At 40.7% G+C, this 25,696-nt stretch carries 17 protein-coding genes; 9 read left to right on the top strand and 8 right to left on the bottom strand.

What is annotated here, in order from left to right:
• Nucleotides 1-24: 24 nt before the first annotated feature.
• The gene (locus WFY05_RS21410; protein WP_340114984.1) at nt 25-1,728 is read right to left on the bottom strand and encodes an acyltransferase family protein; all 1,704 of its coding nucleotides are present in this window, start codon (nt 1,726-1,728) and stop codon (nt 25-27) included.
• A 274-nt stretch (nt 1,729-2,002) separates the two neighbouring features.
• Here WFY05_RS21410 and WFY05_RS21405 point away from each other — a divergent pair, with 274 nt between their 5' ends.
• The gene (locus WFY05_RS21405; protein WP_340114983.1) at nt 2,003-4,075 is read left to right on the top strand and encodes a helix-turn-helix domain-containing protein; all 2,073 of its coding nucleotides are present in this window, start codon (nt 2,003-2,005) and stop codon (nt 4,073-4,075) included.
• A gap of 12 nt (nt 4,076-4,087) precedes the next feature.
• Here WFY05_RS21405 and WFY05_RS21400 read toward each other — a convergent pair whose 3' ends face one another.
• Nucleotides 4,088-5,323, bottom strand: coding sequence for an alpha/beta hydrolase family protein (locus WFY05_RS21400; protein ID WP_340114982.1), 1,236 nt, complete (start codon nt 5,321-5,323; stop codon nt 4,088-4,090).
• A 194-nt stretch (nt 5,324-5,517) separates the two neighbouring features.
• Between WFY05_RS21400 and WFY05_RS21395 the strand changes: the two genes are divergently transcribed.
• The 3 genes from WFY05_RS21395 to WFY05_RS21385 all read left to right on the top strand — a co-directional run bounded on the left by WFY05_RS21395 (nt 5,518) and on the right by WFY05_RS21385 (nt 8,536).
• On the top strand, nt 5,518-6,222 hold the full coding sequence (locus WFY05_RS21395) for a ThuA domain-containing protein (RefSeq protein ID WP_340114981.1): 705 nt from the start codon (nt 5,518-5,520) through the stop codon (nt 6,220-6,222).
• Between the two features lie 269 nt (nt 6,223-6,491).
• Entirely contained in the window at nt 6,492-6,863 is a 372-nt protein-coding gene (locus WFY05_RS21390; RefSeq protein WP_340114980.1) for a hypothetical protein, read from the top strand.
• Between the two features lie 473 nt (nt 6,864-7,336).
• The gene (locus WFY05_RS21385; protein ID WP_340114979.1) at nt 7,337-8,536 is read left to right on the top strand and encodes an AGE family epimerase/isomerase; all 1,200 of its coding nucleotides are present in this window, start codon (nt 7,337-7,339) and stop codon (nt 8,534-8,536) included.
• A 2-nt stretch (nt 8,537-8,538) separates the two neighbouring features.
• Here WFY05_RS21385 and WFY05_RS21380 read toward each other — a convergent pair whose 3' ends face one another.
• The 4 genes from WFY05_RS21380 to WFY05_RS21365 all read right to left on the bottom strand — a co-directional run bounded on the left by WFY05_RS21380 (nt 8,539) and on the right by WFY05_RS21365 (nt 13,400).
• Nucleotides 8,539-9,906 (bottom strand): O-antigen ligase family protein, encoded by a 1,368-nt coding sequence (locus WFY05_RS21380; protein WP_340114978.1) that lies wholly within the window; start codon nt 9,904-9,906, stop codon nt 8,539-8,541.
• Between the two features lie 104 nt (nt 9,907-10,010).
• Nucleotides 10,011-10,958 carry a Wzz/FepE/Etk N-terminal domain-containing protein gene (locus tag WFY05_RS21375; protein WP_340114977.1) on the bottom strand — a complete coding sequence of 316 codons (948 nt, stop codon included), beginning with the start codon at nt 10,956-10,958 and terminating at the stop codon, nt 10,011-10,013.
• A gap of 79 nt (nt 10,959-11,037) precedes the next feature.
• Nucleotides 11,038-12,330 carry a tyrosine--tRNA ligase gene (gene tyrS / locus WFY05_RS21370; protein ID WP_340114976.1) on the bottom strand — a complete coding sequence of 431 codons (1,293 nt, stop codon included), beginning with the start codon at nt 12,328-12,330 and terminating at the stop codon, nt 11,038-11,040.
• A 140-nt stretch (nt 12,331-12,470) separates the two neighbouring features.
• Nucleotides 12,471-13,400: a glucosaminidase domain-containing protein gene (locus WFY05_RS21365; protein WP_340114975.1), complete on the bottom strand. Its 930-nt coding sequence runs from the start codon at nt 13,398-13,400 to the stop codon at nt 12,471-12,473.
• 274 nt (nt 13,401-13,674) lie between these two features.
• On the opposite strand from WFY05_RS21365, the gene WFY05_RS21360 reads away from it, so the two are divergent.
• Both WFY05_RS21360 and WFY05_RS21355 read left to right on the top strand, forming a co-directional pair.
• On the top strand, nt 13,675-19,185 hold the full coding sequence (locus WFY05_RS21360; protein ID WP_340114974.1) for a pectinesterase family protein: 5,511 nt from the start codon (nt 13,675-13,677) through the stop codon (nt 19,183-19,185).
• A gap of 117 nt (nt 19,186-19,302) precedes the next feature.
• Entirely contained in the window at nt 19,303-19,785 is a 483-nt protein-coding gene (locus tag WFY05_RS21355) for a cytidine deaminase (RefSeq protein ID WP_340114973.1), read from the top strand.
• Nucleotides 19,786-19,870: 85 nt separating this feature from the next.
• On the opposite strand, the gene WFY05_RS21350 is transcribed toward WFY05_RS21355, so the two are convergent.
• Nucleotides 19,871-20,581: an RluA family pseudouridine synthase gene (locus WFY05_RS21350; protein WP_340114972.1), complete on the bottom strand. Its 711-nt coding sequence runs from the start codon at nt 20,579-20,581 to the stop codon at nt 19,871-19,873.
• Between the two features lie 75 nt (nt 20,582-20,656).
• On the bottom strand, nt 20,657-21,472 hold the full coding sequence (panB, locus tag WFY05_RS21345; protein ID WP_340114971.1) for a 3-methyl-2-oxobutanoate hydroxymethyltransferase: 816 nt from the start codon (nt 21,470-21,472) through the stop codon (nt 20,657-20,659).
• Nucleotides 21,473-21,748: 276 nt separating this feature from the next.
• Here panB and WFY05_RS21340 point away from each other — a divergent pair, with 276 nt between their 5' ends.
• The 3 genes from WFY05_RS21340 to WFY05_RS21330 all read left to right on the top strand — a co-directional run bounded on the left by WFY05_RS21340 (nt 21,749) and on the right by WFY05_RS21330 (nt 25,695).
• A complete protein-coding gene (locus WFY05_RS21340; protein ID WP_340114970.1) occupies nt 21,749-23,011 on the top strand; it encodes a hypothetical protein in 1,263 nt (420 codons plus the stop codon).
• 273 nt (nt 23,012-23,284) lie between these two features.
• Nucleotides 23,285-25,213, top strand: coding sequence for a molecular chaperone DnaK (gene dnaK, locus WFY05_RS21335; protein WP_340114969.1), 1,929 nt, complete (start codon nt 23,285-23,287; stop codon nt 25,211-25,213).
• Between the two features lie 122 nt (nt 25,214-25,335).
• Nucleotides 25,336-25,695 (top strand): twin-arginine translocation signal domain-containing protein, encoded by a 360-nt coding sequence (locus WFY05_RS21330; RefSeq protein WP_340114968.1) that lies wholly within the window; start codon nt 25,336-25,338, stop codon nt 25,693-25,695.
• Nucleotide 25,696 lies beyond the last annotated feature (1 nt).

Here is a 25,696-nt window from a genome sequence, read left to right as displayed (position 1 = left end):
ACGTTTTAAAAGGCAAAAAGGATATCAATCGGTCAATAATTTTACAATTTCAGGTCGTGTTTTTTGAATGCGTTTCTGGTCAATTTTCAGTCCAAGCGGTTCAAAGGAGCTCGACAGGTAATCGTAAATGGGTTTTACCATTTCGAAGGGAGCCTGTACCGATTCAAGCGCGGTTGATCCACTACTATTCCGGATGGATTTATCAGCTCCGTTTTCAAGCAAAAGCTTTACAATTTCGGGGTGGCATAAAAAAGTAGCTGTGTGCAATGCTGTTGATCCGTCGTTATTTCTCACGTTTATGTCGGCACCGGCATTAATTAAAAGTTCGGCAATATCGGTGTAACCAAAAAGGGCCGCCGTTGTTAGGGCGCTTGAGCCACTTGCTGCTTCTTTCTCGTTCACATCGGCACCTTCGGCAAGCAAAGTTTTTATGCTTTCCGCGTCGTTTGCAATTACAGCTGCCTGTATTGTTCTTGCGCACTCTGTCTGTTCGGTCACATTAGCATTCATTTTGGTTTGGGCAGTTCCGTGATAACTGCTGAACGCTGCACCGAGAATTAATACTACCATTAAAGTTGTTCCAATTGTTTTCATATTTATTTGTTTTTGCTTGGTCATTCGCCATGTGTAAATCATCATGTTCGAGATTCCAAAAGTTAATAATGTAAGAATTAAAAATTTGATCATTACCGGAAGATTGATGTCGAGTAAAGTAAGCGCTATTACTCCCAGTACAACCGTGTGAATAATATAAACTGAATAAGAATTCCGGCTGAGTTCGCTGTACAACATGTTGGTTTTGTTCAGGCTTTTTTGAAATGAGTAGAGCAGAACATGTAACATGGTCAGCATCGAAATTAAACCGGTTGCATAATAGAATATGCGGTCGACAAATGCCGAGACAAAGAAAAAGTTACGTTGTGGATCGATCAGGTTAAAAAATGTATTAAGGGCCACCACGGTGAAAATAGCCAGCGAAAAAGTAAGTACAATATTTGAGATGATGAACCATTTCTTAGATAATCCGCCATCAAAGATTTTTAGTTTATAACAAAGTGTTCCCAGCAAAAAAGAGAGGAAGTACACCAGAAGCCGTTCATTCTGAAAATGTAATAAAGCAGAATGATACCAGCCCGAGTATCCTAAAGTTGATAAGGCAACACCGTATATTGTTCCAATTACAAAAGTGGAGGCAACAGCTGTTTTTAGGGTCAACCTCATTTGTAGACCTTTTGTTTTGTACAAAACCAGATAAATAACCTGGAACAAAAAAAGTACGGGTAAAAACCACAACCAGTTTTGTACCGGGTTGTTGGCAAAAAACATAAGATCGGTACCAGTCCTTTCAAAAATATGAAAATAAGAATACCAGACTTCCTGAGGTAGTCCCCGCGAGTATAAAAAGATAAATTTATAAGCCGGAATTAGTGTGAGCACTGCGATTAACCAGGGCAGCATAATTCTTTTAAACTTCGATTTCAGGTAATCGATGCTGCTTTGTTTTTTTACTGAAGCAGGAAGGAAGTATCCCGAAATAAAGAAAATGCTGAACATGACGAAAAGGTCGAGGTACATGCGAATCAGACCGATGTTATTGTTTTTTACCGGGTCGACTACGATCCAGGAATTTTCAAGAACGGCTTCGTAAACCAGTCCTGAGTGAAGAACCACTACCATTAATATGAGGAAGGTTCTTAAGTTGTCGAGAAAATAAATTCGTGTTTTCATGATGTTTTGATTTTGATATGTTGCTTTATCTTGCATTTTTATTTTTTGCGGCTTTTTGTACCTTAAATTTTGTTGATGTAAAGTTCTGTTGAATCGCGATGCAGGTACAATCAACTATGCTGCTCTTTGCATAAGCTTTGCACGAAGGAATGAAACAAATGATGCAAGTGTATAAATTATGATGCATACGCGATTTTTTTGACTAAAATGCACTACAAAATTTGGTTCGTATATGTCTGAAAAAAACGCTATTTTCGGTGGCAAGAGATAAACTATGCCAACATCAGGTTCACGCGATACTGATTTTATAGCCAAACTTCGGCAGATTGTTGAGGAAGAAATTTCGAATGAGCAATTTGGAGTCAGCGAACTTGCCGACAGGATAGGGATGAGCCGATCGAACTTATTGCGGAAAGTGTCGAAAGCAAGTGGCGTTTCTGTGAGCCAGTTCATCCGGAATATTCGTTTGGAAAACGCTGCCGAAATGTTGCGTAACGAATCGTATACCGTTTCCGAAGTTTCCTACAAAGTTGGTTTTAGCAGCGTTTCGTATTTCATAAAATGCTTTCGCGAGCACTATGGATATCCACCCGGAAGCATTGCCGAACATGAACCGGAACTACAAGAAGAAGTTGCCGAAACTTCGCATGAAGTTCAGGAGAAAACACGTAAGATACCAATATGGATTCTGCCTGTGGCAGTAGTTGTTCTGGTTGCTGCAGCAATCTATTTTTTCATCTTGCCCGGTGAAGATCAGCAAAATAAACCACAATCAATAGCTGTATTACCGTTCATCAACGACAGTAACGATTCGAGCAATGTATACATCATTAACGGCATTATGGAGTCGACACTGAATAAGTTGCAGGGAATTGAAAATCTGCGTGTTATCAGTCGTACTTCGGTGGAGAAATACCGTCATAATCCGAAAACTATTCCGGAGATTGCCAAAGAATTAAACGTGAATTATGTAGTTGAAGGAAGTGGGCAAAAAGCCGGTGACCGTATTCTCTTAAATATCCAGTTGATTGAAGCCGGCACCGACAATTACCTGCTTAGCCGGCAATACGAGCGTACCACCGAAGATATTTTTGCTTTACAGAGTGATATCGCCAGAAACATTGCTGAAGAGATTGAAGTGATTATTACTCCTGAAGAGCAGAAGAGAATTGAAAAAGCACCTACCGAAAACCTGGAGGCATACGACGAGTTCTTAAAAGGACTGGAAATTCTGAATAATACGGCTGATCCGGAAGAACTAAAAAAGGCTATTCCGCATTTTCATGCTGCGATCAGGCTCGATAATACTTTTGCACGTGCTTATGCGGCAACTGCCATTACTTATTATGTTGTTGAAGTCAACCTGGCCGAACGACAATTTGCTGACTCCATAAATTACTATGCCGATAAGGCATTGTTCTACGATTCGGAATTGCCACAAAGCTTAATTTCCAAAGCATTGGTTTACATGGCTCATCACGAGTACGAGCTGGCAGTGCCCTATTTCGAAAAGGCACTGGAATACAATCCAAGTTATGATCTCGTACTTTATTTTATGGTGGATTTATATGCCAACTATTTGCCCGATACCGAAAAGTACCTAGAATATGCGCTGCGGGGTTTACAGGTCGATCCGGCTGCTTACGATTCGGTTACCAACAGTTTCAATTACCTGCATATTGCCAATGCGTTTATCCAGTCCGGATTTCAGGATCAAGCCTTGAAATACATAAACAAATCGCTCGATTATAATCCGGATAATTTGTATTCCGAATACGTAAAAGCGTACATCGTTTATGCCGGAAACAGGGATATGGATCAACTTCGGGAGTCGTTAAAGCGTGCATTGGATAAAGACAGAAACCGCTTGGATATTGCCCAGGAGCTGGCTAAAATCTGCTATTATCAGCACGATTATCAGGCAGCTTACGAGTATTATCAGCTGTATCTGGCCATTAAAAATGCTGTTGGTATGGATGTATATCCGCAAGAGGATGCTAAAATTGCATATACTTGTTTGCAACTTGGTAAAAAGGAGGAGGCTGATCGTTTTCTTGAATCCTATAAAACTTTTTCCGAAAATACTGATTCAGCCTACAAAAATTTAAACCTGTGCATGTATTATGCGCTTACGGGAAATACTGAACAGGCCTATTCTTACCTCGAATTATTTGCGCAGGAACAACAGTTCCATTACTGGACTGTTCTTTTTCTGCCACTGGAACCTCCCTTTCAAGAATTAAGAAAGGTGCGCGGGTATAAAAGAACAGTTTCAAAAATAGAAAACAACTTCAATGCTTTCCACGAAAACCTGAAAGCCTCGCTAAAAGAAAAGCATCTGATCTGATTGTGTGTTGGATTAGTTTCCTTCTTTCAGATCGATGAACCACATAATCGAAGAGAGTTCGGCCGGGATTATGGCACTGGTATGGTCTAAACCCTGTAGCAAAGACAGACCCACTTGTTTCGGATTTACGCCTTCAGAGATAAATTCCTGGTAAAGATTCTCGCTTAAGAAGGACGGAACATACGTGTCGACTTCACCATGAATAAGCAAGGTCGGTACCGCTGTAGAATAGCCGGAATTTGTATTGGCTTCCAGCATGGAATAAAGCGATTCATAAATACCCCCTTTATTCCAGTTCTCGATAAATCCGGGTTGAAATAAGTCACTCACGTTTGTATTAAGCTGATTGTTGATGTCAGCTCCTGAATTGTTGCCATCAAACAGATCGGGGATCCTATCGGCATACGGTTGCTGAAAAATTGAATCGATCGGTGTAGTCATACCAAGGTTCATGTAGCTATTGAAAAGATAAGCCAGAAAATAGGGCATTGGATAGGTTTCTTCCGACACCAGATAATCAGTAAAAGCGATCAGGTTATGCGGACCACCACCACATGCACTGGCTTTCAAGGTAAATTCATTCGAATAATTTGTTTCAATGGCCCGCTGAAGTGCCATTGTTGTCCAGCCACCTTGTGAATAGCCGGTGATGTAAAGATCGTTGTTAAATTCCAAATCTTCCTGTTTGTCCAGCATTTCCTTTGCAGCACGCAACATATCCAAAACGCTTTGTACTGTCGATTCTTTATGAAGGTAGGGGTGAAACATGTCGTCTGCTTCTCCAAATCCTAGGTAATCGGGTATGGCCACAACAAAACCGGTTGAAGCCATTGTTTCAAGCAACTGAAAAAAGTTGTTTTCCAGATCTTCAGACGGTGCCGCGTCGTGCAGGGTGTTTGTTCCGTTCTGGAAACTCATAATCGGGTAGGAGCCGCTTTCTGTGGGCAAACACAACAAGCCCGAGGCCAAACGATCTTCACCTTCGAAGGTTGTATTGTATGTTATTTTATATACATCAACACCCGAAGTGAACTTGTCTTTAATTTCAGCTAAATCGGGGTATTGAAGAGAAGCTAAAGTAATAAGTGTTTGTATCTCGAGAGCTGATCTCGAACTGCTTTCGATCTTTGTATGTTGGACTAAATATTCATCATCGGATTGTGGCGGCACGTCTTCAAACTCGTCGCACGATGCAAAAGCAATAACGAATGCAAGGAAATAATAAAAGCGTCTTAAATAAGTGTTCATGGTAAATTGTTTTCAAATATATAAACAAATTTAGGCCATTTTAATATTAAAACGAACCGGCCTGACAATTTAGTACCAACAAATATAAACAGACCTTGTTGAAAAGGAACATTATATTCTTGCACAACATCTGGTAGCATTTGCCTATTTTTAAGTGTTGATGATTTTTTTCTCGTACTAAAAACACAAATGCTATGCGGATAATTTTACTCCTGTTTTTCCTTTCTTTTTTGGTTCCTGCAAAAGCTGAAACCATAAAAGTGATGCTGATTACCGGCGGACATTCATACGATACCTTACAGTTCTTCCAGATGTTTGATGAACTGAAAGGCATAGAATACGAGCATTTTGCACAACCCGATGCGAACCGGCAAATAGCGTCCGGTAAAGCTGATGAGTTCGATGTACTGGTTTTTTACGATATGTGGCAAAATATTAGCCTCGAAGAGCGCATGGCTTATCTCAACCTTACCCAGAACGGGAAACCGTTTTTGTTTTTGCATCATGCCCTTGTGTCGTATCAAAAGTGGCCTGAGTTTCAATCAATAATTGGAGGCAAATATATTGAGGAAGCACCGAATGTTGATGAAGATCAGCTTTCGACCTATGAACACGATGTATGGGTGTACAGCAAAGTAGAGAACTATACTCCGGTAACCAATGGATTCCGTGAACTTCGCTTTTTTGATGAAGTGTATGGCAATGTGATGGTTTCTGATGAAGTTAAACCCTTACTGAGAACTACGCATCCGAAAAGCATGGAGTACATTGCCTGGGAAAACCAGTATCGGAATTCAACAGTTTTGTACATTCAACCCGGACACGACAAGCGTACTTATGTTGAAAAGGATTACCGAAAACTGCTGTTTCAGGCCATTCATTATCTGGCCAAAAAATAAGTAGAGCTTCAATCTTAGACGTATTTGGTGTAGATTTTCAATGACCACTGTTTATAAATCAGTTTTTTGCTGAAAATTGTGAATGGCTTGCGACCAAAATGTTATACTACTGGTCGAAACGGTTTACAAATTGCTGAAAATAACTTCGAATTATTGTTATAAAACATCGATCATAACATTATTTAACATTTGGAATTAGCTAGATATGTGTTGTTCTAAGTTTTTTTGTTAAATTAGCAACAATTACAAACCATATTAACTTGTTCAGTATGAATGTTATTGCCAAGTTAATCCACCAATCACTCATGACGTACATCCCAACAAGACTACCAGTTCGTTTTTACGGTATGCCTGATGGAAAAGTGTACATGGTTTATGCCCGTTTTTGCAAACAAGCGTCGGATAAAACGGATATTGAATTTGTGCTTGCCGAGCACCAGGAATTTTCCTACGATTATCCTAATGGTAAATTGATTCCAAAAAATACGACACGTTATCCCGTTTATTGCGAGATGGTGGATAAACCTAATCCTGTTTTTAATATATTGCAAATCAGCAGGGGCATTAAGTCGTACGACGATGCTGTTGACCGTTTATTTGGAGAAGCCCGTGAAATGATTCAAGAACCAGCTGTTTGCTAAATAGTGTTTTGAATTCCGTTATGATTATTTTGTAATATCTCCCCCAACGCGGTTACACATTATAGGCTGCAAACAAGCTCCTTGTCTATTTTCTTCGATTTAATTTCAAGTTATTTTAGCTATTTCCTCCAACTGATTCTTTACTAAGAGATTTTCTTCAAAAAATTTCAATAAATATTTGTGTATACTATAATTTTATTTAGATTTGTGTAATAGGTCGTTCAGACCTATTGTGTGTTTGGGGGTTAACATTTAAGGGGGCAGTTGTTGAACTGCCCTTTCTTTTTTACAGAACTTTTACCACGATCACATTTGACTATAAATCCAACAGATTTTAAGCACCAAATTTCCATTGATGACGCGTAGCATCATTTAATTTTATCTTTGTATCTTTCACCTAAAATCAAAGCTGTAAAAAGTACAATATGAATTAACCTTTGATTGTCGGATCAACGGTTGTGAATCAAACTTTTATGAACATTCAAACTGATTTTTCTAAACTTCAGGAAGAATTTCTGGACGAATTGAATAACATACTTGAGTTTTGGAGTAGCCAGGCTGTAGACAAAGAATACGGTGGTTTTGTGGGACAGATCAACCACTTTGGCGAAGTCAATCCCAAAGCTTCAAAAGGAGCCGTTTTAAATGCCCGCATACTGTGGACTTTTGCTGCAGCATATAATGTCATTGGTTCTGAAAAACTGGCCGTACTTGCCGACAGAGCTTATGATTATCTGAAATCTTATTTTTGGGATGCTGAAAACGGTGGACTTATCTGGGAGGCCGATCATCTTGGAAATCCTGTGAATACCCGGAAACAAGCCTATGCACAAGGATTTGGAATTTATGCATTTTCGGAATATTACAAGGCTACCGGAAACTCTGAAAGCCTGAATTATGCCAAATCGTTATTTCAACTCTTAGAAAAGCACTACAGAGATTGGAAATTGGGTGGCTATATTGAAGCGTTGGATAAGAGCTGGAACCCGCTTGAAGACATGCGACTGAGTGAGAAGGATGCCAATTATCCCAAATCGATGAATACCCACCTGCACATCCTCGAGCCGTATACCAACCTGTATCGTGTATGGCCCGATGAGCAACTTAAAAATTCGATTCTACACCTGATCAATGTTTTTCAGTCAAAAATAATAGATCAGAATACGGGGCATTTTAAGCTGTTTTTCGAAATGGACTGGACCTGCAGAAGTGAGCTCATTTCTTACGGACATGATATTGAGGGGGCCTGGTTATTGCGCGAGGCGGCCAATGAAATTGGTATAAAAGAAGCAATGGAAGCAACAAAAAAGTCAGCTTTATTACTTGTTGATTCTACACTGGCTGATGGAACCGATACGGATGGTTCGCTTTTTTATGAGACAGAAAAAGGCCATACCGATACCGATAAACATTGGTGGCCGCAGGCTGAAGCCATGGTAGGAGTAATGGATAGCTGGCAAATTTCAGGCGATAAAAAGTATTTAAACAAAGTTGAACTTGTTTGGGCTTTTATCAAAGAAAACATGATTGATTACGAAAATGGAGAATGGTACGGACGCATTGACAAGCAAGGAAATGCTATTGATACGGAAGACAAAGCCGGATTCTGGAAATGCCCTTATCACAACAGCAGGGCAATGATCGAGCTCATTAACCGGATAAAGGAAGTTTAGCTTTAAGCGTTTTCGATTTTATTGGCTTGTTTTTCCTGGTTTCTGGAAATGATATCGATGGCCACAATCATAGCGGTAAAGCCCCAAAACGGAACGGAAAGTTTATCCGTATCGAGAAAGTTGTTTAGAAATCCATGGATGTAATAAGTTATTAGTCCCAGTAAAGCAGCCAATGTGATTAGTTTTAGTCGCTTGTCACGGACACGCGTGTAGGTATTTACACCGGTATAAATAACAACTCCAATAATCAGTAAAAAGGTGAGCAATCCCAGCACTCCTGATTCGGAAAGAGGCCCCAAATATTCACTGTGAGCATTTCCTCCGTCAGCTGCATTAGTGCTGATAATGGTTCTGTCTTTTGTGAGCTGGTAGGGTGCGTATTTAAACATGTAGGTTCCCGGTCCGAAACCTGTAATCGGTTTGTCGGCAAACATTCTAATTGCGCAACTCCAACGGTTTATACGCTCCAGGTTCGATGCGTCGGTAGTAATGTTCGACATCGAATGAATGTGAGTCATCATATCGGCCGACGACTGTTTGGAATTGTTTTCGAGCTTCATCAGAATCTGTGACTGGAAAGCAAAGAACAAGGCCAAAAGTGCTACAAATGTGATGAACAATGGCTTAAAACGTATCTTTAACAAAAGAATCACCCAAACGATCAGGGCGACGAAAATACTCAGCCAGGCTGCGCGGCTATACGAAAGAATGAATCCAAGAAACACAACAATGAATGCAAATATCGAAACCAGACGAATTCTTTTCGTAAAGCCCGGATGAAACATGAACATGGCCATGAACGGTAAATAAAGCGCCGACGCAGCTCCGTAGGAAGTATGATCGTTGTAAAAAGGAGATACGACAAAATGTGCAGCCTGTTTATTCCATAGCCCGTAACCGATGTGTCTGAAAGTGGCATAAAAAATTACGATCATAAACGATGCAGCGTATAGCCACACGTATTTTTCCATGTTTTTGCCTTCAGAAAAAAGCTTGGCAGTTAAAAGATACAAGGCTACAACAAACCAAATTCGGGCCAGCAAAAACTTGAACGATACTGCAGGCATGGTGCTGGTAAAGCTGGTAATCAGCAACCAAATCAGGTTAATATATACTGCAATGGAAATGGGATGGAGAAGAATCTTCCGATCAAATTTTCGATCCTGTAAGACTTTCAGCAGAAAAAGTATAAGTACACCAAATAACAAGGGCTCAGTCGGCAGGTACATATCAAATCCAAATCCCGGCATTATTTCGTGCAATGGTATGGAGAGCGGAGCAAAGAATGCAACCAGGTAAATGATTTTATCAAGCGAATAAATCGCCACAAGCAAAATGAGCAGAATTACGGGCAGTGCGTTTAATATCATCAAATCATTCTGCACGATATACCAAAGATTCAGGAGAATAAATCCTACTGAAATTAGGTAAAATAGCGAGATACGTATGTAACTGTTTCGAAGCACTATTGGTTCTACTCTTTGTTATAATCGAGTACTAAAAATGCCAGCAAGCCAACAAATACAGCAGAAACAGTGGAAAGCATGACAATTATCCAGCGCACCGGGAATGACTTTTTGTCGGCAGGGTATGGATATTCAACAACATGACTGAATGTAATCTTTTTATTGGCTTCTACTGTTTCTATATCAATCATATTTTTTAATGAATCTACAGCATTTCTGTACTTATAAAACAACTTTTCAGCCTGATAGACATCCATTCCTTTTTCTTCAAATTGCTTTAATTGTTCAGCAATCTTTTTGTTATCAGCCGAGTTGCCGTTATTTTCTGCCAGAGAACGCATATAACCTTCAGTTATAAATGGTAATTGTTTATAACTAACAATGTTTGTTTCTTCTCTTAAATCCTGAAATAAAGGCTGTATAGAATCGAGCTTGTTTTTATTTATTTTTAAATGTTGTTCATTTATTTTTATTAACTCAAGTTGTTTGAGTGCATGTAATTTTCCAATTTTTTCATTTGCAAATTGAATAATCGAGTCGCACATATTGCTTGCCCGAAGCGGATCTTCATCAAATACTTTAATTTCTACTGTCTCAAATTCAGTCTTACTTGAACTTACATTTGTATTATAAATGTCAAACATATATGTATAGTACTGCGGCAAACTTTTATCAATATTGTAGACCTTATCTAGTTCAAAAGCATCGAACATTCTAAACTTAATATCCCTCGAATTTACAATCTCTAGCAATTGTTCTGTTCTCGATTCCTCGCTAAATACGGCAATATTGCTGGTCGGATAAATGCGTGCCGTTGATTTATACTTTGGTGTAATAAATGCCGGCCCCGAAAATATGGCCGACAAAATAATGGCAATGATGCCAATAACTACAAAGTGAAATTTGCGTTTCCAGATCAGATCAAGGATACGCTTGTTGTCAAAGAAATTTTCCATAGATTGTGGTTTCAATTCGATCGTGTAATCTCAACGAAAACGATTGATTTTTAGTATCACTGTTATTTATAAAAAATGCTTATTCAGCTATGATTAGAAAGTAGTTCTTTTTCCCTTTCTGAGCCAAAATGTATTTGCCGCCGATAAGGTACTCAGCATCAATGTTTAAGTCCGGATTTGTCACCTTTTCTTTATTAATGCTCAAACCGTTTCCTTTTATGGTTCGGCGCAGTTCTCCTTTTGAAGGGAATATACTGGTTGTATCGGCCAGAAGATCGATCACATTTATTCCGTCATTCAGTTCATTTTTACTGATCTGAAATTGAGGAACACCTTCAAATACCGATAAAAATGTACTCTCGTTTAATTTCCGAAGTTGTTCGGCAGTTCCTTTCCCAAACAATATTTGCGAAGCTTCAACTGCCATTTCGTATTCTTCGCGCGAGTGCACCATTGTAGTGATTTCCTCGGCGAGTTTTTTCTGAAGTGAACGAGCATGCGGTGCTTCCTGATGTTCACCAATCAAAGCATCGATTTCTTCTTTGTTGAGGAATGTAAAAATCTTGATGTAATTTGCAGCATCTTCGTCGGTAGTATTCAGCCAGAACTGGTAAAATTTATACGGCGATGTTAAATTCGGATCGAGCCAAACGTTCCCCGTTTCGGTTTTTCCGAATTTTGTTCCGTCGGTTTTCTTGATCAAGGGGATGGTTAGAGCAAAAGCTTCACCATTCGATTTCCGTCGGATCAGTTCGGTTCCGGTCGTAATGTTTCCCCACTGGTCAGATCCACCCATTTGCAGCTTACATCCCACGTTTTGGTTTAACCAGTAAAAGTCGTATCCCTGAACAAGCTGGTAGGTAAATTCGGTAAACGACATGCCCGCTTTTGCATCCGGATTAAGACGTTTTTTTACCGAATCTTTGGCCATCATGTAATTTACGGTAATGTGTTTTCCGATGTCACGAATGAATTCCAGAAAAGTAAGTTCCTTCATCCAGTCGTAATTATTTACCATCAGGGCTTTATTTTCGCTGTCACTGTCAAAATCGATAAATTTCGAAAGCTGCTTTTTTATCCCGTTTAAGTTCCGTTCCAGTGTATCTTCGTTCAGTAAATTGCGTTCCTGCGATTTGCCTGAAGGATCACCAATCATACCGGTTGCACCACCAACAAGAGCAATCGGCTTGTGGCCGGCAAGTTGAAAACGTTTAAGCAAAATGATTGGAGCTAGACTTCCAATGTGCAACGACTCGGCTGTAGGATCGAAACCTACATAGGCTGTTGTCATTTCTTTTTGCAATTGTTCTTCAGTTCCGGGCATGATATCGTGTAACATCCCCCTCCATTTCAGCTCTTCTACAAAGTTCATCGGAAAATCGTTTATTAAAATTTGCGCAAATATATAAAATGCAGCCGTAAACCGAGGTAAATCCCCGAAAACAAAGTGAGCGTTAAGCACAAGAATTTATACCGTCTTTTTCAAGACCTGCAGAAAGTAGTTAAAATGTACTAACGTTTCTTTTTTTGAAGTTGAATGATTTGTCCCGCTACAGGTTGTTCTCCCGGACTCATCCTGTTTTTGCGGTAAAGCGATTTTAATTTTATACCGTACATCTGCGAAATAAAATGCATTGACTCCCCCGCCTGGGCACGATGTGTTTCCCTTGTTTTCGATTTCGATTTCTTCGGTTTAATATAAATCACTTCGTTTGGAACAGGACGGTAACCCGGTTTGCGGTCGTTGTAATTGTACAATTCCCAGTCGTTAAGGCCAAGTTCCTGTGCAATCATCTCGAAAGTATCGCCTTTTTTAGCTACAACGGCTTTTACGCGGTTCATTTTTATTACTTCGTGTGAATTGTACGGATTGATGCTCAGCGTGGATGACATGCTTTTGCCCATGCTCTTTTGCTCAAAAGCACTCATTTCGTTAAAGGTCATACGCAGGTCGAGGCGGTGAAGTTTGTTTTCTTCGATAATTCTTATCAGGCGTTTATCGTAATCGTGCGCGGTGGCATAACCCGCCTTTTTTAATCCTTTTGCCCAGCCTTTATAATCGGTATGATCTAACCTGAACAGATCGGCGTAGCGCGGATTATCCATTAAAAAGTTGGTGTGATCGATGTACGATTCTTCAACCGATGTGTAGCTGCGAAAACATTCATTTCTGTGGTCGTCGTCGTAATACACTTTTTTGCCCCGCCAGCTTTTTTTGCATTTAATGCCAAAGTGGTTGTTCGATTTGCGCGACAACTCACTGTTTCCGTTTCCCGACTCAAGACAACCCTGGGCCATGGTGATGCTGGCCGGTATTCCGCTCCGGTTCATCTCTTCGATGGCTAGCAACTGATAGCGCCGGATGTATTCGGTACGGCTAATCTGGGCAGTACTAAAAATTGAAAGTATGATAAAGAATGTTGTTACAAATAGTAGTTTCATGTTTAACTGCTTCAATACAGATTCAAAAATAGATGCTTCTTTGAATTGTCATTACGTCCTTTTCTGTTTTTTATAAACAAAACAACGTGAATTTTATTGTAACAGTATATCTCTAAAATACAACCGAATGGCTTAAACTGAAGCTTAAAAGCATTTTCTTTAAAAGTTGGGAAGAATATCCCGCTTTTTGCGATTTTTTATAACGACTCATCGGTGGTTGTATAAGTACTTTTAGGTCCTGAATTGAATTCAAACTATATCAAACATAATACTTATGAAAAAAAGAATTACTTTTTTAGTTCTTGCTCTGTTTGCAGCGATTGTTTTTGCAAGCGGGCAATCTTTTAGTTCTTATTCTTACGATTTCCGGGACGGAACTATTATTACAAACGGACAAAGTGATGATGGTTTATTAACCTTGACTGGAACCTTTAACCATCACGGTACAACTTACGGCCTGGACCTGAAATCCGGTGCGCAGATTAAAATTGTGGTAGTAGGAAGTTGTACTGTTAAGTTTTTAGGATCAGAGTATTCCAGCTTATCGATGAGTGGAGAAACATCTGGTGGAACAGCACTCGATCCTTCAGAACAGGCTACCAAGGTTACCAACGATCTAAGCGATACCTACGAGTTTTCGTATACCGGAGGTGCCGATACCTTAATTTTTACAGCTGTGGGAGATGGATCTGATGTGTATCTTCCATTAATTGAAGTGGTAACATCCACCTCGAATTATGATTTCAGAGATGGTGCCATCATTGCAAATGGACAAACAGATGACGGTTCATTAAAATTAAGCGGAACATACAGTCATCACAGCGAAAATTACGGCTTGAATATGAAAATAGGAGCCGAAATAAAAATTGCTGTTACCGGAAGTTGTACTGTTAAGTTTTTAGGATCGGAGTATTCCAGTTTATCAATGAGTGGAGAAACATCTGATGGAACTCCTTTAGATCCATCGGAACAATCAACGAAAGTTGTTAATGATCTAAGCGATACCTACGAATTTTCATACCAGGGAAGTGCTGATACATTGATATTTACTGCCACCGGATCAGGATCGGATGTTTATCTTCCGTTAATTCAGGTTATCCCATCTGATCCGGTAGTTGAGTATGATTTCAGGGACGGTACTATAATTGCGAGTGGACAGACCGATGATGGTTCATTGAAATTGAGTGGAACTTACAGTCATCACAGCGAAAGTTACGGCTTAAACATGAAATTAGGGGCCGAAATAAAAATAGCGGTATCAGGCAGTTGTAAAATCAAATTTTTGGGTTCAGAGTATTCCAGCTTGTCGATGAGTGGAGCAACTTCAGGTGGAGCGCCTCTTGACCCGACAGAACAATCCACGAAGGTTGACAATGATTTAAGCGATACTTATGAATTTGTTTATTATGGTTTTGCCGATACCTTGGTATTTACGGCAACAGGATCAGGATCTGATGTTTATCTTCCTTTAATTGAGGTTGTTCCGTTAGAAGTACCGGTTGCTTACGATTTTAGAGACGGAAGTATTATTGCCAATGGACAGACAATTGATGGCTCACTCAAACTAAGTGGAACTTACAGCTATCATAGTGAATCTTACGGCTTGAATATGAAATTGAATGCCGAAATCAAAATTGCTGTTACCGGAAGTTGTACAGTTAAGTTTTTAGGATCAGAGTATTCCAGTTTATCAATGAGTGGAGAAACATCTGATGGAACTCCTTTAGATCCATCGGAACAATCAACGAAAGTTGTTAATGATCTAAGCGATACCTACGAATTTTCATACACTGGTGATGCCGCAGATACACTTGTTTTTAAAGCCGTAGGCGGAGATTCTGATGTTTATCTGCCTTTGATTGAGGTTATTCCGGGTGCGGTGAAAACAAAAGAGTGGATACAGAAAACCGGAACAATAACGATTAATGGTACTGAAATTGGTTTAACTGCCGGTGAAAATAGCAGTAGTGATGCAACTTTAACTTTGTCTTCCGGAACAGTGAGAAGAAAGGGTGCCGAGGAAGCACAAATTGCGATTGATCTGGGGGGAAATCCACTTTCCTCTTTCACCCCTGAATTTACAGGTGATATAGCAAATGTGACCATTAGTAACGACTCGCTTGCGGTGACTTATTCTGATGAAGAAACATTGCCAACTACTTTCAGGTTTATTGTAATTGACAATAGTATAGCCGTTGAAGCTGAACCGGGAAAAACCTATACTTACAACTTTGCCGACGGAAGTGAAATGCCGCAGAACACTACAATAATGTATGATGATTTTTACACTGCCGACGGAATTTTAAATATCAAAAGTAATGAAACCAAGCAATTCTGGTATCACGATGCTACGCATGGAGTGGTTGTTTACGATGGTAATTCTTTCGAAATAAAAGTAGCCGGCGATGCCATTATAACATTTGTTACTTGCACGTACAGTACGGCTGGTTCTGTTTTCACTTTCACTGATTCGGAAGATGCAGAATTGGGCACTATTGCTGCAGATAATAATGGAGGTGCCGATGGATTTGCTGTAAGTTTTGCTTACACGGGGCCGGCCGGAACGCTTAAAGCAACTTTGTCTTCAGGCGGAGCTGTTTATATTCATGGAATGACTATTGAAAATGCAGCCGAATTAGAACCTTCAAGCGGGAAAATTGATGTTTGGGATTTTGGTGCGGAACAACTCGATAGCACGATTTATAAAAATCAGCTTAGCGAAGAAATGATTAATTCCTGGTACGATGCATCAATCGAAGTAGGTTCTTCGGGTAACGTGTTACCAAGTAGCTTTACCGCAGGCGCCCTAAGTTGGGTTGGTGCGCATAACGATCGTCTCCGGACCTCGAATACCATTCTCACACGTTACGACGAGAATTTGAGCGGTGTTGAAGGTTATACAGGTCGTGTTTATGTGAACTCGGCCGGTGCCACTGGGCGTTATTTTAGTTTGGCCTTGAGTGAAGATGATGAGGTAACATTGATGATGTTAGCGCAGAACGGCGGTGGAAGAATTCATTTTGAATATGTTTCTGATCCGGAAGTGCAAACCGACGTTCTTGATCTGCCCGGCGAATTAACGGAACTGAAATTTGTGGCCAAAGCAGCCGGAACCTATCACATTTACGATAGCCAGGATAAACCAAGTTATTACAGGATTTACAGAAGCGATGCTGCATATCAGACAATAAGCGGAACAATTGACACGAGTATGGCTTCGGGAATTCCTGAAAATTATGCCCTTGTGTTTACTAACGAGGCCGGTAAAAGCTGGACAGCTGAGATGGGTGAAACATCTTACGAAATTGATCTGCCAAAAGGTGAAGGTTACATGCTGAGCTTATCGGATGCAAATGGATTTATTATCAGCAGCAGCAAAGAATTGTATGTAACAAATAGCACAACTACTTTCGACGTAACCTTGCTTAAAGTTGAACTTTACACCTTAAGTGGTTCTCTTATTGGTTTGGACGATAATGTTGCTGACCTTGGTCTGATGTTTACTCCGGATACTTCGCTGCACAAGATATTTGTCCCCGAACCGGTGGTAATAGCTGATAGTTCAACATATTCAGTAATGCTTGAACCCAACTGTCTTTATACGATCTCTGCATCAGGTGTAAATGATTTCTATATTCTTTTGGATACGATAAGTATTGATCCTGCAGATGCAAGTTCTGATATTGTTTTCGAGCTTAAACCTAACTATAAAGTTTCCATTAACGCAAGCGGATTGAGTGAAGAGCAAGTTGCCAATCTTGGTCTGACCTTTACAAATCTGTATGAAGAAGGCTATTCATATACTTTTGAAAATGTTGATTCAGTTCTGCTTCGCGATGGAACTTACAGTATTGCTTATAGTGGGATGGATGATTATCCGATAGAACTCGGGTTGACTTCCAATCTAACTGTTGATGGCATGGAAACTTCGAAAGATTTGGAATTCATAAGGGTGAAAAACTGGGCATTTAATGACAAAGTGATTTCAAATGGAGATCCGGCATACAAAGGATTAAAGTTTACAGGCGATGTTTACAACGAAGTTGCGAAAGGTCATCTGGCCGCCAAAACAGATGCTACCATTATGGTTCCTGTTCAGGCGGGCGAAAAGGTAATTGTAAGTTATTATTATTCAGCTAACTTTTCTATCGAAGGCGGTAATCCGATCACCACTTCCAGCGGAAGCACGAGTACTGTTGAATCGACTGAGTACATTTATAATGGTTCGGAAGATGGTTATGTTACTATAACACTAGGTTCCGGTACAACTTATTTTACTAATATATTAGTGGGAAGTGTTGTCGATTTTGCATCGGTAATTACAGTGGGTGTCGATAAGGATTACCAAACGATTAATGAAGCACTCGAAGCTGTTCGAATCATGAATCGTCCGAATGACGAGCGCGTAAAAATTATGGTCGATCCGGGAAATTATGAAGAGATGTTAGTTGTGGATGTGCCAAATGTAAGCCTGATCAATGCCGCAGCTGATCCTGATATTGACTTGTTGAACAAAGGAGTGGATATCTCAGCTAATGCTGTGCGGGTAACTTCATATTACGGACACGGATACAGTTACTATAGCATGAACGACGATCAGAAATGGAATGCTGAAGTACTTCGTGTAAACAAGGAAAATGGTTATTTCACTTACGTAAATAAAGGTGCCGGAACAACCAACGGATCTTATTGGAATGCAACTGTAGTTATTTCTGCCGCGGGATTCGAGGCCGATCATATTATTTTCGAAAATTCCTTTAATCAATACATTTCCAAAAAAGAATCAGAAGACATTATTGTGATGTGGGAATCGGGAGGTAAAGGAGAACGTCCGACTGACGAAGGAAACACTGCGGTTCAGGACAGAAGTTTTGTTGAGCGTGCTGCAGCAATTGCACTTACAGGAAGTGCTGACAAAGTGATCTTGAATAAATGTCGCGTAGTTGGTCGTCAGGATTCATTTTACGGAAGTGGTCCTGCCCGGGTTGTAGCTTATAAAGGTGCCATGATGGGAGCTGTTGACTATTTGTTCGGTGCTATGTTGGCAGTTTTTTATAAAACTGATCTTGTGATGAATACCAGCGATGCAAGCTCCGACGCTTCCTATTTGACCGCTGCCCAGCATAATAGCGGGCGAGGATATCTGATGTATGAATGTACCGTTACTTCTCCTGAGCCGGGTGTGGAAACGGCCTCGGAATATTTGTCAAAGCCCGGTTATTTTGGACGACCATGGCAGGCCAATACAAGCGAAGTGGTGTTTTACAATACCATGGTGGAAACGTCGAATTATCCGGGATATGAAAATAAATCGCTGATCAGTCCTGAAGGATGGAAAAGCACCTTGGGTGGAGAGTCTCCATACATGTACGAATTCGGTACTATTGAAGAATCAGGCGAAGACAATTCTTCAAGCCGTGCCTCTTGGTCAACAGTATTAACCGAGCCTAAACTTTCTGATGGAACCGATATTACTACATTCAACTTTACGAGAGGAAATGACAGTTGGGATCCATTACCAGACCTCATTGCAAAGGATAATGAAACAGGTATTCATTTCACACCGCAAACGGAACCTGCAGCAAGAGTATTTGCAGGTAGAGAAGAATTGCATATAGTTAATGTTCACTCAGAGACTCATGTTAAGGTATACAGTCTGAATGGTTCATTATTGCAAATTCATGAAGTTAACGAGGATACTGTTCTTCCAGCAAAACAAGGTATTTGCGTTGTTAGGTTAGCTGACGAAAAGGGAACATTAGCAGTCAAAGTTTTCGTGCAATAAAACAGCAGAAATAAAAAGTAAACCCCGGGGAATATTCTCCGGGGTTTTTATGGCTCAAAGAATTCTAGTTGGTATTGAAATTGGATTTAAATTGTACATTTGATAAAAATCTGAGCTATGCGTCCAAAGGAAATCAGGATAAAATATACCGAATACGATAATATTAATGAGTTAACAGCGGCCGATAAGAATTTGGTTCAGGCTGCACGATCTGCTGCAAAAAATGCTTATGCACCGTATTCTAAATTTCAGGTTGGAGCTGCTGTACTGCTTGAAAATGGCGAAGTTATTAAAGGCAACAACCAGGAAAATGCCGATTTTACAGATGGTTTGTGTGCCGAACGGGTAGCCCTTTTTTATGCGCATGCCCGTTACCCCGATATACCGGTTGCCGTTCTTGCCGTGAGTGCGCAAAACCATACTGGACAGGTGAAAGAACCTGCACAGCCTTGCGGATCGTGCCGCCAGGTGATGGTAGAAACCGAAGTGCGTTTCCAAAAACCAATTCGTATAATTCTCGATGGTAGCGATGGAATCCACATTCTCGACGGTGCCGAAAACTTGTTGCCACTGGCTTTCAAACCGAATGCACTGAAATAGTACAACGTTTAAAGTTCAGAGTCTGATTTTAGTTAGAAAATTTAGATTGACCTGTAACGTTTAATCCCTTAAACCTGAATTTACGCTACACTGGATTTACCGGACTGAATTTCCCGGCATGAAACATTTTCAAAAATTCATCCCACACCGGATCTTTTGGCGGATCGGCAATAATGGTGAGTGGTTCTTTTTTTACCGGGTGAACGAATTCGATCTTTCGTGCGTGTAAATGAATGCCCTTGTCTTTATTCGACCGTGGGAAACCGTATTTAAGATCTCCCTTAATGTGCAATTTGATCTGCCGCAACTGCACCCTGATCTGGTGATGTCGCCCGGTATGTAGTTCTATTTCAAGCAAATGATAGCGATCGATACTGGCAACATGACGATAAGTCAGACTGGCAAACTTGGCATCTTCTTTTGGTTCGTTGTAAGCATAACTTCTGTTGCGCTCCTGGTTTTTAATGAGGTAGTGCTCCAGTGTGTCGGTATATTTGGGAGGCCGTTTATCTACTACCGCCCAATAGGTTTTATGAACTGCTCCTTTGCTTTGAAAAAGCTTATTGAGTCGTGGAAGCACCTTGCTTGTTTTAGCTAAAATCAAAAGTCCGCTGGTAGGGCGGTCGAGGCGGTGCGGAAGCCCCAGGTACACATTCCCGGGTTTATTGTATTTTACCTTCAGGAATTCTTTCACCTTATCCATAACGGTTTCGTCGCCGGTTTTATCGCTTTGAACGACTTCGCCGCATGCTTTGTTAATGGCAATTATATGATTGTCTTCGTATATGACTTTCATGGTTCGTTACTGGCTTTTTATTAGCCTTACGAAAGAAGATTGTTTCTCAACTTCAACTTCTCGCTTCTGTCTTCCTTAATATTGTTCTTTATCGTTCGGGAAATCCTTCGATTTCACATCGTTAATGTAATTACCGACCGATCCTTTTATTTCGGCGGCAAGATTGTGATAGCGTCTTAAAAAGCGCGGTGAAAACTGTTGTGTAATCCCCAGCATATCGTGTAGTACCAGTACTTGTCCGTCGACGCCTCCTCCTGCACCAATTCCAATCACCGGTATTTTAAGTTCTTCGGCTACTTTCTTTCCCAAGTCGGCCGGAATTTTTTCAAGAACAAGAGCAAAACATCCGGCGTCTTCCAGCAATTTGGCATCATTAATCAGTTTTTCAGCTTCCGCTTCTTCTTTGGCTCTCACGGAGTAAGTCCCGAATTTATGGATGGATTGGGGCATTAAACCCAGGTGGCCCATAATTGGTATTCCGGCCGACAGAATTCGTTTTACCGATTCAAGCACTTCTTCGCCACCTTCAAGTTTAACAGCATCAGCAGCCGTTTCTTTCATTATCCGAATGGCAGAATTTAAGGCCTCGCGCGAATTCCCCTGGTAGGTTCCAAATGGCAGATCGACCACCACCAATGCACGGTTTACAGCACGCACAACCGAAGCTCCGTGATAGATCATCTCATTCAGAGTGATAGGCAAAGTAGTTGTGTGTCCGGCCATTACATTCGAGGCCGAATCGCCGACCAGGATCACATCAATTCCGGCTTCATCTACCAATTGTGCCATGCTATAGTCGTAGGCAGTAAGCATCGAAATCTTTTCATCCCGCAATTTCATTTCCGACAAACGGTGGGTGGTTACCTTACGTACTTCGTTATGTACTGACATGTTTTTAATTTCTTAGTGATGCAACAAAATTAGATAAAGCATTTGTGATGCCCAAAAACCAATAGCTATTACGTCAATACAAACACCCTGATTAACTTTTATTAACCACCTCAAGATCTTGAAATTTCAGAAGGTTTGTTTTCTTTGCGGTTTATTTACACGAAACAGATAATGAGAAACCGGAGACCTATTTTCAGTTTGTTTATTTTGATACTGATCGTTTTAATTCCTGCACTGCATAGTTTTTCCCAATCCAACGACATTAATAATGAAGTCGTGTCATTCACAAAAAAGGAATTAACAAAAGGATTTCTTTTTGACCTTGGCCGGGAGCGTGAAGAACTACGAACTGATGCCACCCGATATTTCGAGGATAAAACATCTGTAACAGGTAGTTTTAATTTGAGCAGTACATTGTGGAACCTTAAAGACTACATGCAGGAAGAATTGTTGTTTTCGTTTGATATAGGACCTTATGCAGGTTTTGGCAACTGGATCGACAGTTCGAAAGTGGCCAACAATGAAGCCGATGAAAATCTTTATGGAATTCGCACTTCATTAAATGCTGCATATTTAAACCGGTATTATTACGATCCGAAGAATTATACAATTCTAGATGTTAGTCTCTGGGGACGCTATGATTTATACCAGCAAAATCTCGATGGTACATCGATTGATTCGCTGGGGGAAGTAACTCCTATCGATGAAAGTGATTTAAAAAGTAAGTTTCGTTTTGGATTTAATGCAAAAGCCGGTTGGGGATATGGTCGTTTAAGCCCGATGAACCATTTGATGACGGCACATTATTTACTGGAGAAATACTATCCCGGACGAATTTTTTCCGATTATGAAATTGCCCGGTTTGCCCAGATAATTGCCGATATTAAAAACAACCGCGAAGTTCAAACACCGCATATTGCTGAAAAAGAAATGGAACTGGTTTCCGGGTTTGTAAATAAAACTTTGCTGCTCGAATCAGTAGGAGCAATGGGAGAAGACTGGGTATATGGTGAGTTTGATCCGCGTTATGAAGGGAAACGTTTTGAACTGGGACCGTTTTTTCAATATTACAATAGGGAGCCCGATTTTATATATGGTGGCTTTATGCAGTTCGACTGGCACAAATATCAGAATGTAAAACGGAACAGAAACTTTAGTGCCGGCATCACTTACAGTCGTTACAAAAAACCAGAGGAGTCGGTAGATGATTCTGAGGATGAAGACGAGTACATTAAACTGGGGGCAGATATATCGCATCGCGATTGGTTGCTCTGTAATGTGGATCTGGGCTGGAGTTATTATGCGAATTTGAAGAGCCAGTTTGATTTTGGAGTTAAATATGTCCCCGGATTAGAACTCAATGCTTTCAAAGACGTTGGTCCTCTCAGCCACAACGTCATCCCATATTTGGCCTATTACACGCAGCTGAACTCGAAAGCTAGAGTACGGTTCGATTTTGCCTGGCGTTTTACCGACGGTGAAAGGTTTGTTACACCGGGGCCTAATTTTTCGCTGGCCATTTACCGGAGTCAGTATTAAATCCTTTGAAATTAGCACGCACCTCAGACTAACTATGATTTAAGAAGTTGAGGGAATCGAGTGGAGCTATTACCAAGCTGCTCAGCTAAACTTTTATTCACAGATTTCATCCTGCATTTCTGTCGTTTTGTCACCGGTTTTGACATAATCTCAACCTGTTTTTGGTTTAAGTGTGTCAGTTTTTCGCTCATTTTTCCACATTTTCCAATGGCACAGTCATTGATTAGTTGTAGGCGTAAATTTTTGGAACAATAAAAATTAAAACATATAACAATGGGAAAAATTATTGGAATTGACTTAGGAACCACAAACTCGTGTGTTTCTGTAATGGAAGGTAACGAACCTGTAGTTATCCCTAACAGCGAGGGAAAACGTACAACTCCTTCTATTGTAGCTTTTGTTGAAAACGGAGAACGTAAAGTCGGTGATCCTGCAAAACGTCAGGCGATTACCAACCCAACAAAAACGATCTACTCTATCAAACGTTTTATGGGTGAAACATTCGACCGTGTTAGCAAAGAAGTTGCTCGAGTACCTTATAAAGTAATAAAAGGCGATAACAATACTCCGCGTGTTGAAATCGACGATCGTAAATATTCGCCCCAGGAAATTTCAGCAATGACTTTGCAGAAAATGAAAAAGACTGCTGAAGATTACCTTGGACAGGAAGTGACCGAAGCGGTAATTACTGTTCCGGCCTACTTTAGCGACTCGCAACGTCAGGCTACCAAAGAAGCCGGAGAAATTGCCGGTTTAACGGTTCGTCGTATTATCAACGAACCAACTGCTGCATCGCTGGCTTACGGATTGGATAAACAGGATAAAGACATGAAAATCGCGGTATTCGACCTTGGTGGCGGTACTTTCGATATTTCAATTCTTGAATTAGGTGACGGTGTATTCGAAGTAAAATCAACCGACGGTGACACTCACCTTGGTGGTGACGATTTCGACCAGGTAATTATCGACTGGTTGGCTGATGAATTCAATAAAGAAGAAGGTATCGATTTGCGTAAAGACCCAATGGCTTTGCAACGTTTGAAAGAAGCTGCCGAAAAGGCCAAAATCGAGTTGTCGAGTTCTACGCAAACCGAGATTAACCTGCCGTACATCATGCCGGTGAATGGTATTCCAAAGCACCTTGTAAAAACTTTAAGTCGTTCGAAATTCGAACAACTGGCTGACAGCCTGATCAATGCTACAATTGAGCCATGTCGTAAGTCATTAAAAAGTGCCGGATTGTCAGCAGAAGATGTTGATGAGGTGATTCTGGTTGGTGGATCAACACGTATACCTGCCATTCAGTCGAAGGTAAAAGAATTCTTCGGAAAAGAGCCATCGAAAGGCGTAAATCCCGACGAAGTAGTTGCTATTGGTGCTGCTATTCAGGGGGGTGTTTTAACTGGAGAAGTGAAAGACGTACTGTTACTCGATGTAACTCCGCTTTCTCTGGGTATTGAAACCATGGGCGGTGTAATGACCAAATTGATCGAGGCAAATACCACGATCCCGACGAAGAAATCGGAGACATTTACTACTGCCGCTGATAATCAGCCTTCAGTTGAAATACACGTCTTGCAGGGAGAACGTCCGATAGCTTCAGGAAACAAAACAATTGGCCGTTTCCACCTCGACGGTATTCCGCCGGCACCGCGTGGTGTACCACAGGTTGAAGTAACATTCGACATCGATGCCAACGGTATCCTGCATGTAAATGCCAAAGATAAAGCTACCGGAAAATCACAATCGATCCGTATTGAAGCTTCATCAGGTTTGAGTGATGATGAAATCCAAAAAATGAAAGCTGAAGCTGAAGCTAATGCCGAGGCTGACAAACAGGCTAAGGAAACTGCCGATAAGATCAACCAGGCTGACAGTCTGATCTTCCAGACTGAAAAGCAATTGAAAGAATTTGGCGACAAACTTCCGGCCGACAAAAAGCAACCGATCGAAGATGCACTGAAAAAGCTGAAAGAAGCTCACGCATCAAAAGATCTGGCAGCTATCGATGCAGCCATGAACGAGCTGAATACTGTATTCCAGGCCGCTTCGCAGGAAATGTACAATGCGTCGCAGCAGGCTCAGGATGGCCAGCAAGGTGGTCCGCAGGCTGACGCCGGTGCAGGACAGGCACAAGGTGGCGGAAGCGATAAAAAAGACGACGGCGAAGTTACCGATGTTGACTTCGAAGAAGTAAAATAATCACTTTTCAGATATACTGAATATCAGAGCCTCTCCGGTTTACGGAGGGGCTTTTTTTTTTGTTGTTTAAACTTTATATGCCAAGTTGTGTTTGTGAAGTACGGAATAAAAAAGCATAGAGAATGAACGAGTACGAAGAATCAAGAAGGGGATTTCTTACCAAACTGGGACTGGCCATTGGTGCCGGTGCTGTTGGTGGTGAAAAATTATCGGCAAAGGTTCTGAACAGCAAGGCCGAATTCCCGCTGACCAACGAACAACAAAACTTAATGGATAGGTACGAAGACTGGATGGATGAATTTATTCCCGTAATCAAAGATTTTCGTGCCAATCCGGAAGATAAAGTGGCAAAAAAACGCATTGCCGAACTTTCTGAAGAAGCCGAAAGCTGGCGTGAAGAGCTTACCGGTTTTATGGAAGACGATAACTTTGCACGTTATTATATGACCGCCACCGAAAGAATGACAAAAGAAATTTATTAAT

This window comes from Maribellus mangrovi, assembly GCF_037646455.1.
Taxonomy (GTDB): domain Bacteria; phylum Bacteroidota; class Bacteroidia; order Bacteroidales; family Prolixibacteraceae; genus Draconibacterium; species Draconibacterium mangrovi_A.
Note: the sequence above shows the minus strand (reverse complement) of the source record. Positions and strands in the feature narration are given on the sequence as shown.